Below are 13,716 nucleotides of genomic sequence, written 5' to 3'. Positions count from 1 at the left end.
TCGATCGACGCGCCCGGCACACAATCGCACCGGCCACCATGCCGTCGCCCCCGTAAAGTCCGCCTTAGCGCGATCGCTTGAACTTTACCGGAATCTTGACGGAGCTTTTATCAAACCGGGATTCTACAAGTCCATCAGCGGGATACCGGTTACGCCGGCAGGCCTCCGCTTGACATGGAGACCGCACTGTTGGTGAAGTGGCGGCAGTGGCCTTGAGCCTGCCCCCCTGCAACAAGAGCGCTTCGAACCGCCTCTCCGTCCGGAAACGCCCCATGCTTCTCCCTCTCGCCGACGTGCCGCGCTGGTATGCCGAACGCAAGCCCGCTGACACGATCGCCATCAGCCACGGCGCCGATACGCTGACCTGGCATGAGCTCGAGCGCCGCGCCAATGCGCGGGCGCGGGCCTTCGCTGCCAAGGGCGTCAAGCCCGGCGACTTCGTCGCAATCGGGCTGCCCAACAGCAACGCATTCTTCGAGACCAGTTTCGCGGTGTGGAAATGCGGCGCGACGCCGACCTCGCTGTCGTGGCGGCTGCCGCGCGGCGAGGCCGCTGCGGTGCTCGATATCCTCAAACCCTCGCTGGTGGTCGGCGGCGAAGCTGACTGGAACGCGCCGAACTCGCTGCCGGTGAATTTCGTGCCGGAGGGATTCTCCGAGGAGCCGTTCGATGCGCCGGTTGCGCGCTACTGGAAGGCGATGACGAGCGGCGGCTCGACCGGACGGCCGAAGGTGATCCTCGATCACAACCCCGCCGTGATCGAAACCATGGCAGAGGCAACGCTGGGCATCGCGCGCGACACCTCGCTCCTCAACCCGGGGCCGCTCTATCACAACGCACCGTTCATTCTGTCGCATTTTGCACTGTTCGGCGGCGGCCAGCTCACCGGTATGATCAAGTTCGACGCCGAGGAGACGCTGCGGCTGATCGAGCGCGCGCGCGTGCAATGGGTCAACTTCGTGCCGACCATGATGCACCGGATCTGGGCGCTGCCCGAGGAGGTGCGCAACCGCTACGACGTCTCCAGCCTGCGGATCGTGTTTCACATGGCAGCCCCGATGCCGCCCTGGCTGAAGGAGAAATGGATCGAATGGCTCGGGCCGGAGCGGATCTGGGAGCTCTATGGCGGCACCGAGCGGCAGGGCGCCTGCGTGATCAACGGCGTCGAATGGATGGCGCACAAGGGCTCGGTTGGCAAGATCGGCGAGACCGCGCGCTTACGCATCATCGGCGAGGACGGCAACGACGTCGCGCCGGGCGAGACCGGCGAGATCTACTTCCTGCCCAATGACGGCGCCGGTTCGACCTATCACTATCTCGGCGCTGCGCCGAAGCGGCGGCCGGACGGCTGGGAATCACTCGGCGACATCGGACGTCTGGACGAGGAAGGCTATCTCTATCTCGGCGACCGGCTCGCCGACATGGTGCTGCGTGGCGGCGCCAACATCTATCCGGCCGAGGTCGAGGCCGCGGTCAGCGAACATCCCGAGGTGCGCTCCTGCGTCGTGGTCGGCTTGCCCGATCCGGAATTCGGCCAGCGCGTGCATGCGATCCTCGAACTCGCCGACGATGCCGACGCGCAGACAATCGCCGACGGCATGGGCGATTTCCTGAAAGACCGGTTGAGCCGCTACAAGCATCCGGAGAGTTTCGAGCGCGTCGGCGTCGCGCCGCGCGACGATTCCGGAAAGGTCCGCCGTACCATGCTGCGCGACGAGCGCGCCGCGTGGATCAAGGAGGATCGCGCCTTCCGCATCATGCCGGCGCGCGCATCGACGAAAAGCGAGTAGTCCATTTCATCTTGCGACAGGCAGGTCTGCACGCCACATGAGCTGTGCAGCCGGCCATGCAAGGTATATCATTCCATCTTCCCTGCCGGCATAACCTCGGACTAGCTTGAGGTTCCAGCGCCCTGCACGCCAGGAGATCCTGATGCCCGCCACCACCGAATGGAAAGTGCCACCGGCCTTTCAGCCTCGCCCCGAGGACTACCGCTTCGATCTCGATCGCGCGCTGAGGAGTGTGGTCGGACTGCATTCGATCATTCCACCCGACGCCTTCAGTGCCGAGACGCTCGGCACCGAGCGCGCCGGCAACGGCGTCCTGATCGACGACGGGCTGGTGCTGACGATCGGCTATCTGATCACCGAGGCGGCCACGGTATGGCTGCATCTCGGCGACGGCCGCGCGGTCGAGGGCCACGCACTCGGCTTCGATTTCGAATCCGGCTTCGGCCTGGTGCAGGTGCTCGGCAGGCTCGACCTTGATCCGCTGCCGATCGGTTCGTCGGCGGCGACGCAGGTCGGCGACAATGTCGTGCTCGGCGGCGCCGGCGGCCGCACCCGATCGGTCGCGAGCCAGATCGCCGCGAAGCAGGAATTCGCGGGCTACTGGGAGTACCTGCTCGACGAGGCGATCTTCACCCATCCGTCGCACCCGAACTGGGGCGGCACCGGACTGCTCAACAATGCCGGCGAGCTGATCGGCATCGGCTCGCTGCAACTCGAACGCGAGCGCTCGGGCCGCGCCGAGCACGTCAACATGATCGTGCCGATCGATCTGCTCAATCCGGTGCTCGACGACCTGCGCAGATTCGGCCGTGTCAACAAGCCGGCGCGACCGTGGCTCGGCATGCACACGATGGAGATCGACAACCGCCTCGTGGTGATCGGCGTCGCCAGCATGGGACCGGCGGCGCGCGCCGAATTGAAGACCGGCGACGTGATCCTCGCGGTCGCCGGCGAGAAGGTGGCGGATCAGACCGGCTTCTACAGGAAGCTCTGGTCGCTCGGCGCCGCCGGCGTCGACGTGCCGCTGACGGTCTATCATGAGGGCGTCACCTTCGACGTGACACTGGCCTCGATCGACCGCATGAAGCTCTTGAAGGCACCGCGGCTACACTAGGACAAGGGGACAGCGGCGATGAGCGAGGCCGTGGTTGACGATATCGTGGCCGTGCTGCCGCCGTTGTTGCAGACGCTGGAATCGCTGGCTTTCGTCGCGCGCAACCTCAACCCGCCCGACTTCGACCGGGTGATGCAGATCGCGGGCGAGCCCGAGGCGGCGTTGCAGGCGGTGCGGCCGCGGCTGGCCGACTGGCCAGAGAAGTTCGCGCATATCAAGGTCGCATTGGAAGCATCGATCGAACCGGCGCTGGCGGGTTATGCGGGGCTGCGCGCGGTGCAGAACGGCGAAGGCGATCTGGTCAGCGTGTTCCGCGCGCTGCGCTACCTGCCACGGGCGCAGGAGGCGCTGTATCCGTTGACCGAGTTGCCGCCGGTCAGCGGCTTCTTCATCACGCCCGAGTTGCGCGAGGACACCGATCTGCAGGCCAGGCTCGCGGCGCAGCCCAACGACGACACCGGCATCTTCCATGAGCGCAACGAGCCGGGCAGCCGCGGCGGCTTCTCGGTGTATGTGCCGGAATATTACACGCCGGATCGCTCGTGGCCGCTGGTGATGGCGCTGCATGGCGGCAGCGGCAATGGCCGCGGCTTCCTGTGGAGCTGGCTGCGCGACGCGCGCAGCCGCGGCGCCATCCTGGTGGCGCCGACCGCGACCGGCCAGACCTGGGCGCTGATGGGCGACGACACCGACACGCCGAACCTCAACCGCATCGTCGACCAGGTGCGCGCGCGCTGGAACATCGACGAGCGGCGCATGCTGCTGACCGGCATGAGCGATGGCGGCACGTTCAGTTATGTCACCGGGCTCGACGGCGCCTCGCGTTTCACGCATCTCGCCCCGGTCGCGGCGACCTTCCATCCGCTGATGGCCGAGATGGCCGATGCGGAGCGGCTGCGCGGCCTGCCGATCTTCATCACCCATGGCCGGCAGGACTGGATGTTCCCGGTGCAGACCGCGCGGCAGACCCAGAGCCTGCTGTCGGCCGCCGGCGCCAAGGTCGTCTATCGCGAGATCGACGATCTCAGCCATACCTATCCGCGCGAGATCAATGCGGAGATACTTCGCTGGCTGGACTGCGCTCCAGCCGGCGGCGCCTAAAGCATCCTCGGCTGGTTGCGGCTTCATCCCCGTCATTGCGAGCGAAGCGAAGCAATCCGTCGCGCCGCAAGCGGAGGCATGGATTGCTTCGTCGCTGTCGCTCCTCGCAATGACGTGGCGAGAGTGCGCCCAAAGCGAGATGAGGGTTGAATCGTCATTTCGCTTTGGCTTCTTGTTTGCGGATGATCTTTTCGGAAAACCGCTTCGCATTTGTTCGGATCATGCTTTGGTTACTCATTCACCCGCGGCTTGAGCAGGTCTGCGAACCCGACCCGGTGCAGCATCTCGTTGCGGACGCGGTCGATCACGCCGAATGCGACCTCAGCGCCGTCCTGGGTCGGATCGATGTGGACACGGAACGGCCGTTTGCCGAACGGCGTGTCAACGACTTTGACGATCGCGTCCGCGACCAGCGATGCATCGGCGTCTTCGGGCACGATGGCCGCGAACGCCTTCATGATCTGCTCGCCGAAGCCGGCATAGGGGCCGGCTTCGTATTCGGCGACGCGCGCCTCGTCAGCGGGACGGCCGGAATGCGCGAAGTGATTGGTGCCGCCGGTGAAGGCGCCGGGCACGATGATCGAGGTCTCAATGCCCCAGCGCGTGAGCTCGCGGGCATAGATCACGGCCATCGCATCCATGCCGGCCTTCGCCGCGAAGTACGGCGCGAGGTAAGGCGGCGTGCCGCCGGCCGAAGAGCTGCTCGACACCCAGACCACGAGCCCCCTGCCCTGCTTGCGCAGCTGTGGCAGCGCCGCTCGGTTGACGCGTTGAGTCGAGAGCACATTGATGTCATAGAGCTCGGCAAGCTGTTCGGGTGCGAACGCCTCCGCCGGACCGAACACCATGTGACCGGCATTGTGCATCACGACATCGAGGCGGCCTTCCTCGGCGACGATCTGAGCGATCGCCGCATCGACCGACGCCTGCGAGCCGACATCGAGCTCGATTGCGCGCAGATCGACCTTGTTGTCCCTGGCGAACTCCTCGATATCGGCGACCGCGGCGGCGTTGCGACCGGTGGTGTGGCGCATCGAGGCGTAGACGGTGTGGCCGGCCCTGGCGAGTGCGTTGGCGGTGAGGCGGCCAAAGCCGCTCGACGCGCCGGTGATGACGATGACTTGCTTCATGACACGTTTCCTTGTGATGACGAGTTGAACGAGTGTTGGGTTGAAAACGTCAGACCAGGCCGCCATTGGCGCGCAGAATCTGCCCGTTGATCCACGCGCCGTCGGGGCCGGCGAGGAACGACACCACGCCGGCGATGTCGTCGGGCGTGCCGAGCCGCTCCAGCGGGACCATCTTGGCGAAGCGATCGATCAATTCGTCCGACTTGCCGTGCAGGAACAGATCGGTCGCGGTCGGGCCCGGCGCGACCGCATTCACGGTGATGCCGCGGCCGCGCAATTCCTTGGACAGGATCGCGGTCAAGGATTCGATCGCCGCCTTGGTCGCGACATAGATGCCGTAAGTCTCGAGCCTGGTGCCGACGACGCTGGTCGAGAAATTGACGATGCGTCCGCCGTTGCGCAGCCGGCGCGCCGCCTCGCGCATGGTGTTGAAGCTGCCCTTCAGATTGACCGCGACCTGCTGGTCGAAGGTCGCGTCATCGGTGTCGGCGATCTTGCCGAGCTTCATGATGCCGGCATTGTTGACCAGCACGTCGACGCCGCCGAACGCCGCTTCCGCTGCGTCGAACATGCCGCGCACGGCACTGGCATCGCTGACATCGGCCTTCGCGGTCAGCGCGCGGCCGCCGGCGGCCTCGATCCGGTCGGCGACCGCCTGGGCCGGCTTGGCATCGCCGGAATAGTTGATGACGACGGTGAAGCCGTCCCTGGCGAGCCGCTCGGCCACTGCCGCACCGATCCCGCGCGAAGCGCCCGTTACCAGAGCTACCTTGTTGGTTTGCTTAGTCATTTTGAAACTCCCATCAAGAGTGCGGCCGAGCCGCGTTCGATGGGAGGACGCTACGCCTTGGCATTCACCGGATAATCAGGCATCTTTTGGCATCACTATTCGCAGTATCCGGATAATAAATGGACCGCTTCGACGCGATGCGCGTGTTCGTCAGGGTGGTGGAGCGGCGAAGCTTTTCGCTCGCCGCCGACGATCTCGGGCTGCCGCGCTCGACGGTGACCGACGCGGTGAAGGGCCTGGAGGCGCGGCTCGGCGTGCGGCTGCTGGAGCGCACCACCCGCACGGTGCGCCCGACGCTCGATGGCGAGGCGCACTACCGCCGCTGCCTGGCGCTGATCTCGGACCTCGAGGACGCCGAGGGCGCATTCGGCGGCGCACGGCCGAAGGGGCTGTTGCGGCTCGAAGTGCAGGGCACCTTGGCGCGGCATTTCCTGCTGCCGAACCTGCCTGGCTTCTTTGCGGAGTATCCCGACATCGAGATCACCATGAGCGAGAGCGACCGCTTCATCGATCTGATCCGCGAAGGCGTCGACTGCGTGCTGCGCTTCGGCAAGCTGCCCGACAGCGACATGATTGCGCGGCAGGTTACGATGCTGGAGCGGCTGACCTGCGCCACGCCGGACTATTTCGCGCGCTTCGGCACACCGACCGATCCGTTCGCGCTCGACGGCCATCGGATGATTGGCATCCGCTCGCTGACGACGGGGCGATTGCGGCCGATAGAGTTCGTGATCGACGGCGAGCTGAAGCAGTTTCCGCTGCCCGCGCCGATGGCGGTGACCGGCCCCGAAAGCTATCTGGCGTGCGCCAAGCTCGGCCTCGGCCTCGTGCAGGTGCCGCGCTTCCACGCCGAAGCCGATCTCGCCAACGGCACGCTGATCCCGGTGTTGCAGCGATGGCCACCGCCGTCGGTCCCGGTCAACCTGCTCTATCCGCGCAACCGCCAGCTCTCGCCGCGGGTCCGCGTGTTCATCGATTATGTGATGCGGATGTTCGCGCGGAGTTGATCGATCGCCGGAACCACACCCGGCCCCGCGACGTTATCCCGCCGACACCGGAGGGATGTGCGATGCGGACTTTTTTCAACATGATTTTGGGCGCGCTGCTGCTGGTTTGCGGCGTCTATGTCTATGATTCGGCGCGGACGTCGAGCGTCGCCAATGGCGATATGGCGCAGGGCACGCGCACCATCGTCAATTGGGACGTCGCGGCGCATGACTGGAATCTGCTGAAGTCTCGCGCACGTGAGGAATGGACCAGGGTCGCGTCGAAGTAACGGCTGACGTTTACAATCCGATCGCCGACGCCGCGAGGGCCGCGCCGAACCCCGCTCCCAGCGCGGCCCATTCTTTCGACGTGATCGCCATTGTCGCGATTGCGACCGCGGTCCCGGCAAGGCCTGCCATCCCGCCTGACAGGCAGCCGCCGACAATGAACGCAATGAACAGATTGCCGGGCGCAAGCCGGAGAAACCGGGCGGCGATGCCGTCCTCGCGCATCGATGCGGCGAGGACGTAGCCGCCGGCGCGCATGGCGTAGCAAGTGACGCCGAGGACGCAGATCACGCCGAGCACCTGCAAGTCGAGCACCTGCAAATCATGCATCGGCAGGCTCCATCATGCTCACGAGCGTACCGCATCCACCCCCGATCAACATGGACCAGCTCGGATCCACGAACCGGGCAACGAGAAGCGCTGCGACGGCCGAGGTCAGCCACGGCCACGGCGATCTCGCGGTCTTCCACTGGCTCGGCAGCAGGGTCGCGATGAACATCGTCGGCAGCAACGCGGCGGCGAGCTTGAGCGGTTCGTTCGACCCGAGCGGGGCGGCATAGGCGAGCGCGGTGCCGCCGACCCAGCCGACCGCCATTGGGATGCTCGATCCGAGCAGATAGCCCGCGTCGGGTCCGTTGCGCTCGGCATCCGAGTTGGTCATCAGCCATGACGCGTCGGCCAGCAGGAACAGCGTGGGCAGCATCCTCCGGGGTGCCAGCGCGCCAAACATCTGGCGTAGATGGGCGCCCATCAGTAAGTATCGCGAATTCGTGGCAATGCAGGCAACCACCATGGCGGCGATCGGCAGCGGATGAGCCCACATGCTCAGTGTGATCGCCTGGGCCGTGGCGGAGTAGACCAGCAGGCTGAACAGAATGGCGTGTGGTGCCCCCAGCCCAAGTCCCTTGTAGGTCAGCCCCATCACCAGGCCGGCGGCGCCGTTGCTGAGCAGGAACGGCAGCGCCGCGACCAGGCCCCGCCTGAAGCCGGCGGCGGTCATCGTTGGGGCACCTGGCGAGCGGCGAGTACTTGTAATGGTCATGACCATTAGATTAGACTTTGTGAGAGGCCGTGATGTCAAGAGATCCCGCGCGGGCAGCGACCCAGTTTTTCGGTGGACGGGTCTGCCTTGACTTCGCGAACACGCTGGACTGGCGCACCTCGGACGATCCGCAGGAGCTGATCCCGGATTATGCGGCGCTGCTGTCCTGGAGCGAACGCCGCGGGACCTTGCCGCTTGCCGCGACCAGGAAGCTGAGAGCACGTTCGGCAAGCAGCGAGGCCGCAGCCGCGATGCAGACGGCGTATGAGCTGCGCCGCGACATCTGGACCATCTCGGATGCGCTGCGCGACGGTCGCGGTGCGGACCTTCGTCTGGTCAATCAATTGCTCTCAGTGGCGCCCCGGCAGCCCGACCTGGTGCGGCAGGATCGAGCATATCGCCATGCGCTGGCGGGGATCGACCTGAAGGAGCCGTTATGGCCGGTGCTCTGGTCGCTGACGGCGCTGCTGGCCTCCGACGATGCCAGGCGGATCGGATGCTGCGAGGCTGACGGCTGCGGCTGGTTCTTCGTCGACGAGAGCCCGAACCGGACCCGCAGATGGTGTTCGAGCGAAGTCTGCGGCAATCGCGAGCGGGCGCGGCGCGCTTATGCCAAGCGCAAGGGCTCCGCGTGAGCGAACGCGAAGGCGCTTAGTTCTGCTCGGTCTTGCGGCCCATATTGGCCTTGCGGGCGTCCGCGATCACCTGCTCGAACTGGTCGATGCTGAGCACGCCGGGCACGCGATACTTGCCGACGATGAATGACGGCGTGCCGTTGAAGCCGAACGCCAGCGCCTGCTCGTTGTTGCGGGACAGGAGCGCGTCGATCGCCTTGGCGTTGGCGTCGAGATCCTTCTTCAGCCGGTCCATGTCGAGACCGGCGCCCGAGAGCAGTTCGGTGATGCGCGGCTCGGTGATGCGCGAATTGACCGAGATCATCGCTTCATGCGCGGCTTCGAACTTGTCCTGGTACTTCGCCGCCAGCGCCATCCGCGCCGCGACCTTGGACACCGGCCCGAGGATCGGCCAGTCCTTCAGCACCAGGCGGACCTTGCCGTCGTCCTGCACCACCTGGCGGAGCTCCGGCGCAAGCTTGCGGCAATACGGGCAATTGTAGTCGAACCATTCGACGATGGTGATGTCGCCCTTGGGGTTGCCGATCACCGGAATCTCCGGATCGCGCAGCACCTGCTCCTCGGTCAGGACCTTGTCGTCGTCGGCGCGCGCGCCGCCCGCGGCCAGCAGCGCGATGCCGGCACCGATCAGGCCGAGCGCGCCGCGGCGGCTGGCACCGACGTCGATCAGGGGCGATTTGGTCAATTGGTTCATGGCTGGCTTTCGCAAGGGCTGCTCGCCCTTCTACGTTCAGGACAGATTGATGTTACGCAGCAGCATATAGATCGCCACGACGATAATCACAGTCGCAAACACGATATTCAGCGCGCCGCGCCGTTCCGACAGGTGCCGGGCGCTGCGGGTGCCCAGCAGGCCGCCCGCGATGCCGCCGGCGACGAATAGCCCCGCCAGGCCCCATGACACCAGCCCGGACCACGCATAGCTCAGGGCCGTGGTCATGCCAAAGGCGGTCACGGCCACCAGCGAGGAACTGACCGCGTTCATGATCGGCATCCCGGTCGCCAGCATCAGCGCGGGCACGATCAGGAAGCCGCCGCCGATGCCAAAGAAGCCGGACATGGTTCCGGTGGCCAGTCCGAGGCCCACGATCGCGGGCATGTTGGACATCGAGATCTTGACGTCGGTCAGCCCGACCCGCGCGCGGGTCTTCAGCATCAGGCCGGCGATGACCAGCATCACCAGCGAGAACAGCGCCAGCAGCTTCTGCCCGTCCAGCATCTTGCCGAGGATCGAGCCGCCGAAAGCGCCGAACATGCCCGACAGCGCGAACACCAGCGCGCAGGACCATATCACGGTGCCGCCGCGAGCATGGTTGGACAGGTTGATGGCGGCGTTGGCGGCGACAGCGATCGCCGAGGTGCCGATCGCGACATGCGGCTGGGGCACCCCGACCACATAGACCATCAGCGGCACGGCCAGGATCGACCCGCCGCCGCCGACGAGGCCCAGCGAAAAGCCGACCAGCATGCCGGATACCAGCCCAAGCACGCTTTGAGTTGCGGAGAAGACCAAGGGGAACAGACTCGCGTTTGAGGCGGCACCCTAGAAGGATTTGCTATCTGACGCCATACCAACAGCACAAAACTGCCCTGCAACCGCAGTCAGCGCAGCAAATATGTCACGGCCAGCGGCACCAGCAGCGAGGTGACCAGCGCATTCAGGCTCATCGCGATGCCGGCGAAGACGCCCGCCACCTCGTCGACCTGGAATGCCCGCGCGGTGCCGATGCCATGGGCGGCGATCCCGGCGGCAAAGCCGCGGCCGCGATAGTCGGTGATCCCGGTGAGGTTCATCAAGGGCGTGACGATGATCGCCCCCATGATGCCGGTGAGAATCACCGACACCGCGGTCAGCGAGGGATCGGCATGCAGCGATTCGCTGATGCCCATCGCGACGCCGGCGGTGACCGATTTCGGCGCCAGTGACAGGATGATGTCGCGTGGCAGGCCGAAGGCCTTCGCCAGCAGCACCACCGAGACGATCGCGGTGAGCGAGCCGACCGCGAGCGCGACCAGCATCGGCAGCACCGCGGCCGCGACCCGCCTGCGGTTCTCGTAGAGCGGCACCGCCAGCGCCACCGTCGCCGGACCGAGCAGGAAATGCACGAACTGCGCACCGGCGAAATAGGTGGTGTAGGACGTGTTGGTCAGCAGCAGGAACAGGCCGATGATCCAGAGTGAATGCAGCACCGGATTGGCGAGCGGATGCCGGTGGGTCCGCAACGACACCGCGTCGGTTACTGCATAGGTCACGAGCGTCACCGTCAACCAGAGCAGCGGCGACTGCGAGAGATAGACCCAGAGCGCGAACGGGTTGTCGCTCACGGCGGCGTCTCCTCCTCGCGCGACAACAGGCTGCTCGCCGCAACGAAGGTCGCGACCGTCGCCAGCAGCGTGACGATGACCGACACCGCGAGGATCACCAGGATCGCGACACCATGCTCGGCGAGCAGATCGAGCTTCTGCACCACACCGACGCCGGCCGGAATGAACAGCAGCGAGAGGTTGGCCAGCATGCCGCGGCTCGCGTTCTCGACGCCGTCATTGCCGAGCGGCCCGCGTGCCAGCGCCGGATATCGGTCGCGTGCCAGCAGCAGCAACAGCAACAACACGAGGCCAACCACCGGGCCGGGCACCGGCACCGCGAGCGCGCGCACGGCAACCTCACCGGCGAGTTGGCAGAGCAGGATCAGGCTGAGGCTGGCGATCATGACAGGGCGCTCGCGCGAAGCATGCGCCTATCAGGTCGTTGCGCGGAAGGCTTGTCAATGTGTCGGCCCGAAGCGCGTGCGCAAATGCTGAGCACTCGCTCCCTCTCAGACCCGTTGCGCCTTCTCAAACCCGTCATCCTGAGGAGCGCGCAGCGCGTCTCGAAGGATCGATGGCCACCAGCCGGGCCGTGCATGCTTCGAGACGCGCTGCGCGCTCCTCAGCATGACGGTGATGGGCCTTGCGCTTCCTCGTCTACCCCTCCCGCCGCGGCAGCGCCATCAGGGTGCCGGTCATGGTCGCGACCAGGGTTTCGACGCCGTCCTGCACGGCATAGGCGCGGCCGTCGCAGACGGTCAGCGTGCGGCCGGGCTTGACCACGACGCCGCGGAACAGGAAGCGCTCACCGCGCGCCGGCGCCAGCAGATTGGTCTTGAACTCCACGGTGAGGATGTCGGAGCCTTCAGGCATCAGCGTGAAGGCGGCAATCCCGCAGGCATTGTCGAGACCCGCGGTGATGATTCCGGCATGCATGAAGCCGTTCTGCTGGGTGAACTCCGGCGCGTAGGGCATCGCGAGATCGACCTCGCCCGGCTCTATGCGCGCGATCGAAATGCCAAGCGTCCGCATCGCGCGCTGGCGCTCGAACGTCTCGGTCGCGACCGCGCGATAGTCGGGATTCCTGGGTTCGAAGCCGGACATGGCGGTCACGCGCTCACCGGCTCGGACGGAACGAGATGCGGCATCGCCGCATAGCGGATCGCCGGCGCAAACGGCGTCGACTGGCGCGCGGTGCGATCGATGTGCACGGCCGCGATCTCGCAGGTCGCGGCGATCTCGCCGGTCTCCGCGTTGCGCATCTCGTGCAGGATGCGGATCGACTTGTCGCGAAACTCGACCAGCCGGCTCTTGACCTCGACGAGGTCGCCGGCGAACAGCTCGCGCTTGTAGGAGATGTTCTGCTGCACGGCGGCCATGCCGCGACCGGACTCGCGCAGATAGCTCGGCGTCAAGCCGAGCCGCGCGAACATGTTCCAGCTCGCCTCGTCGAACTTCCCGACATACCACATGACGTTCATGTGGCCGATATGATCGCAATGCCAGGGATAGACCGTGCCGCGATAGGTCGCCTCGCCCTCCATCGAACCCTCCCCGATGTCTGATACGGTAGCGTATCAAGGCCGAGCCGGGCTAGCAATACGGTGGCGTATCAGGGGAGGTCCCCGGAGATCACATGACTGAGAACAAGGGCGATGTCTGGCTCGCGGCGGGCTTCGCCGAACTGGCGCATAGCGGCATCGACGGCGTGCGGGTCGAGGTGCTGGCGAAGAATCTCGGCGTCACCAAGGGCGGCTTCTACCGCCGCTTCCGGGATCGCGCCGCGCTGCTGGAGGCCATGCTGACGCGCTGGCGCGACGGCCGCATCGCCACGATCGAGAAGCAGACCGCGCTCGACGGCGCGAGCGCGCGGGAGCGGCTGAAGGCGATCATCACGCTGTATTCCGAGCGCATGAACACCGAGGCGATGGCGATCGAGCTCGCGATCCGGCAATGGGCGCGCACCGACGAGGCCGCCGCGGCCGCAGCCGCGAGCGTCGACGCCGCACGGCTGAAGAATGTCGGCCAGCTCTATCGCGCCACCGGCCTGCCCACCGAGGAGGCCGACGCCCAGGCCTTCCTGTTCTACTGCTTCATCTTCGGCCAGAGCCTGCTGTTTCTCGAACGCGGCCCGCGCAAGCGCGCGCAATTGCTGGCCCGATCGGCGGACAAGTTGCTCGACGACGGCAAATGAAAGGGCGGCCAGCTCGGTGCCGGCCGCCCCCTTTGGATCACCGTCGAATCGCTCAGGCGCCCTTCAGGCGCTTGTTGCATTCGCTGTAATAGCCGCCGCCCTTCTGGATCCACTTCAGGCCGCCATTGCCGCCGGTGGTCTTGTTGGCATTGTACTGGTCGACGCAGGTGTGCATGCGCTGCTTGCCTTCGGATTCCTTGGCGTATTTGGGATCGACGGCGTTCGGAAACACCGCGGGTCCCGCCGGCATGGCCGGGGCCGCAGCCGGGGCGGCTTCGCGCTTGGCTTCCTTCGGCGCGGCCGGGGCAGGCGCGGCGGCGGCAGGGGGCAGCGCGGCGG

17 protein-coding genes and 1 pseudogene are annotated in these 13,716 nt (G+C 66.1%); 7 read left to right on the top strand and 11 right to left on the bottom strand.

The genetic code is table 11. The features are described from left to right. Positions 1-272: 272 nt before the first annotated feature. The 3 genes from B2W55_RS03095 (at position 273) to B2W55_RS03085 (ending at position 4,005) form a co-directional block, all read left to right on the top strand. The gene (locus B2W55_RS03095) at positions 273-1,790 is read left to right on the top strand and encodes an AMP-binding protein (RefSeq protein ID WP_024579230.1); all 1,518 of its coding nucleotides are present in this window, start codon (positions 273-275) and stop codon (positions 1,788-1,790) included. 142 nt (positions 1,791-1,932) lie between these two features. Next, positions 1,933-2,904 carry a S1C family serine protease gene (locus B2W55_RS03090; RefSeq protein ID WP_024579231.1) on the top strand — a complete coding sequence of 324 codons (972 nt, stop codon included), beginning with the start codon at positions 1,933-1,935 and terminating at the stop codon, positions 2,902-2,904. 18 nt (positions 2,905-2,922) lie between these two features. Further along, entirely contained in the window at positions 2,923-4,005 is a 1,083-nt protein-coding gene (locus tag B2W55_RS03085) for a dienelactone hydrolase family protein (protein WP_024579232.1), read from the top strand. A 230-nt stretch (positions 4,006-4,235) separates the two neighbouring features. Here the strand turns inward: B2W55_RS03085 and B2W55_RS03080 are convergent, their stop codons facing one another. Continuing rightward, positions 4,236-5,135 (bottom strand): SDR family oxidoreductase, encoded by a 900-nt coding sequence (locus B2W55_RS03080; RefSeq protein ID WP_024579233.1) that lies wholly within the window; start codon positions 5,133-5,135, stop codon positions 4,236-4,238. A 49-nt stretch (positions 5,136-5,184) separates the two neighbouring features. Continuing rightward, on the bottom strand, positions 5,185-5,925 hold the full coding sequence (locus tag B2W55_RS03075; RefSeq protein WP_024579234.1) for an SDR family oxidoreductase: 741 nt from the start codon (positions 5,923-5,925) through the stop codon (positions 5,185-5,187). A 119-nt stretch (positions 5,926-6,044) separates the two neighbouring features. On the opposite strand from B2W55_RS03075, the gene B2W55_RS03070 reads away from it, so the two are divergent. Further along, positions 6,045-6,932, top strand: coding sequence for a LysR family transcriptional regulator (locus tag B2W55_RS03070; protein ID WP_024579235.1), 888 nt, complete (start codon positions 6,045-6,047; stop codon positions 6,930-6,932). Positions 6,933-6,994: 62 nt separating this feature from the next. Then, positions 6,995-7,201, top strand: coding sequence for a hypothetical protein (locus B2W55_RS03065; protein ID WP_024579236.1), 207 nt, complete (start codon positions 6,995-6,997; stop codon positions 7,199-7,201). Between the two features lie 10 nt (positions 7,202-7,211). Here the strand turns inward: B2W55_RS03065 and B2W55_RS03060 are convergent, their stop codons facing one another. Both B2W55_RS03060 and B2W55_RS03055 read right to left on the bottom strand, forming a co-directional pair. After that, positions 7,212-7,529 carry an AzlD domain-containing protein gene (locus B2W55_RS03060; protein WP_024579237.1) on the bottom strand — a complete coding sequence of 106 codons (318 nt, stop codon included), beginning with the start codon at positions 7,527-7,529 and terminating at the stop codon, positions 7,212-7,214. Further along, positions 7,522-8,199 (bottom strand): AzlC family ABC transporter permease, encoded by a 678-nt coding sequence (locus tag B2W55_RS03055; protein WP_024579238.1) that lies wholly within the window; start codon positions 8,197-8,199, stop codon positions 7,522-7,524. The genes B2W55_RS03060 and B2W55_RS03055 overlap by 8 nt, the downstream gene beginning before the upstream one ends. A 74-nt stretch (positions 8,200-8,273) precedes the next feature. On the opposite strand from B2W55_RS03055, the gene B2W55_RS03050 reads away from it, so the two are divergent. Then, positions 8,274-8,876, top strand: coding sequence for a CGNR zinc finger domain-containing protein (locus tag B2W55_RS03050; RefSeq protein WP_024579239.1), 603 nt, complete (start codon positions 8,274-8,276; stop codon positions 8,874-8,876). A gap of 16 nt (positions 8,877-8,892) precedes the next feature. Here the strand turns inward: B2W55_RS03050 and B2W55_RS03045 are convergent, their stop codons facing one another. The 6 genes from B2W55_RS03045 to B2W55_RS03020 form a co-directional block, all read right to left on the bottom strand. Beyond that, positions 8,893-9,570 carry a DsbA family protein gene (locus B2W55_RS03045; protein ID WP_024579240.1) on the bottom strand — a complete coding sequence of 226 codons (678 nt, stop codon included), beginning with the start codon at positions 9,568-9,570 and terminating at the stop codon, positions 8,893-8,895. Positions 9,571-9,606: 36 nt separating this feature from the next. Further along, on the bottom strand, positions 9,607-10,344 hold the full coding sequence (locus B2W55_RS03040; protein WP_024579241.1) for a sulfite exporter TauE/SafE family protein: 738 nt from the start codon (positions 10,342-10,344) through the stop codon (positions 9,607-9,609). 134 nt (positions 10,345-10,478) lie between these two features. Continuing rightward, positions 10,479-11,201 carry an LrgB family protein gene (locus B2W55_RS03035; RefSeq protein ID WP_024579242.1) on the bottom strand — a complete coding sequence of 241 codons (723 nt, stop codon included), beginning with the start codon at positions 11,199-11,201 and terminating at the stop codon, positions 10,479-10,481. Continuing rightward, the gene (locus B2W55_RS03030) at positions 11,198-11,587 is read right to left on the bottom strand and encodes a CidA/LrgA family protein (RefSeq protein ID WP_024579243.1); all 390 of its coding nucleotides are present in this window, start codon (positions 11,585-11,587) and stop codon (positions 11,198-11,200) included. Before B2W55_RS03030 ends, B2W55_RS03035 begins: the two co-directional genes overlap by 4 nt. Before the next feature lie 253 nt (positions 11,588-11,840). Then, complete coding sequence (locus B2W55_RS03025; RefSeq protein WP_024579244.1) at positions 11,841-12,287, bottom strand: PaaI family thioesterase; 447 nt, start codon at positions 12,285-12,287, stop codon at positions 11,841-11,843. Positions 12,288-12,292: 5 nt separating this feature from the next. After that, on the bottom strand, positions 12,293-12,727 hold the full coding sequence (locus tag B2W55_RS03020) for an acyl-CoA thioesterase (protein WP_024579245.1): 435 nt from the start codon (positions 12,725-12,727) through the stop codon (positions 12,293-12,295). A gap of 92 nt (positions 12,728-12,819) precedes the next feature. On the opposite strand from B2W55_RS03020, the gene B2W55_RS03015 reads away from it, so the two are divergent. Beyond that, a complete protein-coding gene (locus B2W55_RS03015; protein ID WP_024579246.1) occupies positions 12,820-13,377 on the top strand; it encodes a TetR/AcrR family transcriptional regulator in 558 nt (185 codons plus the stop codon). A 52-nt stretch (positions 13,378-13,429) separates the two neighbouring features. On the opposite strand, the pseudogene B2W55_RS03010 reads toward B2W55_RS03015, so the two are convergent. Then, a pseudogene (locus tag B2W55_RS03010) lies at positions 13,430-13,716 on the bottom strand (hypothetical protein); the annotation flags it as partial.

The organism is Bradyrhizobium sp. UBA2491, from assembly GCF_002341725.1.
Taxonomy (GTDB): Bacteria; Pseudomonadota; Alphaproteobacteria; order Rhizobiales; family Xanthobacteraceae; genus Bradyrhizobium.
This window is presented reverse-complemented; position numbering and strand designations above follow the sequence as displayed.

Excerpts from the sequence above, each read along its gene's own strand:
- B2W55_RS03070 (WP_024579235.1), top strand. The coding sequence starts at position 6,045 with ATGGACCGCTTCGACGCGATGCGCGTGTTCGTCAGGGTGGTGGAGCGG.
- B2W55_RS03030 (WP_024579243.1), bottom strand. The coding sequence starts at position 11,587 with ATGATCGCCAGCCTCAGCCTGATCCTGCTCTGCCAACTCGCCGGTGAG.
- B2W55_RS03050 (WP_024579239.1), top strand. The coding sequence starts at position 8,274 with ATGTCAAGAGATCCCGCGCGGGCAGCGACCCAGTTTTTCGGTGGACGG.
- B2W55_RS03055 (WP_024579238.1), bottom strand. The coding sequence starts at position 8,199 with ATGACCGCCGCCGGCTTCAGGCGGGGCCTGGTCGCGGCGCTGCCGTTC.
- B2W55_RS03095 (WP_024579230.1), top strand. The coding sequence starts at position 273 with ATGCTTCTCCCTCTCGCCGACGTGCCGCGCTGGTATGCCGAACGCAAG.
- B2W55_RS03065 (WP_024579236.1), top strand. The coding sequence starts at position 6,995 with ATGCGGACTTTTTTCAACATGATTTTGGGCGCGCTGCTGCTGGTTTGC.
- B2W55_RS03045 (WP_024579240.1), bottom strand. The coding sequence starts at position 9,570 with ATGAACCAATTGACCAAATCGCCCCTGATCGACGTCGGTGCCAGCCGC.
- B2W55_RS03020 (WP_024579245.1), bottom strand. The coding sequence starts at position 12,727 with ATGGAGGGCGAGGCGACCTATCGCGGCACGGTCTATCCCTGGCATTGC.
- B2W55_RS03015 (WP_024579246.1), top strand. The coding sequence starts at position 12,820 with ATGACTGAGAACAAGGGCGATGTCTGGCTCGCGGCGGGCTTCGCCGAA.
- B2W55_RS03040 (WP_024579241.1), bottom strand. The coding sequence starts at position 10,344 with ATGCTGGTCGGCTTTTCGCTGGGCCTCGTCGGCGGCGGCGGGTCGATC.
- B2W55_RS03025 (WP_024579244.1), bottom strand. The coding sequence starts at position 12,287 with ATGTCCGGCTTCGAACCCAGGAATCCCGACTATCGCGCGGTCGCGACC.
- B2W55_RS03090 (WP_024579231.1), top strand. The coding sequence starts at position 1,933 with ATGCCCGCCACCACCGAATGGAAAGTGCCACCGGCCTTTCAGCCTCGC.
- B2W55_RS03085 (WP_024579232.1), top strand. The coding sequence starts at position 2,923 with ATGAGCGAGGCCGTGGTTGACGATATCGTGGCCGTGCTGCCGCCGTTG.
- B2W55_RS03060 (WP_024579237.1), bottom strand. The coding sequence starts at position 7,529 with ATGCATGATTTGCAGGTGCTCGACTTGCAGGTGCTCGGCGTGATCTGC.
- B2W55_RS03080 (WP_024579233.1), bottom strand. The coding sequence starts at position 5,135 with ATGAAGCAAGTCATCGTCATCACCGGCGCGTCGAGCGGCTTTGGCCGC.
- B2W55_RS03075 (WP_024579234.1), bottom strand. The coding sequence starts at position 5,925 with ATGACTAAGCAAACCAACAAGGTAGCTCTGGTAACGGGCGCTTCGCGC.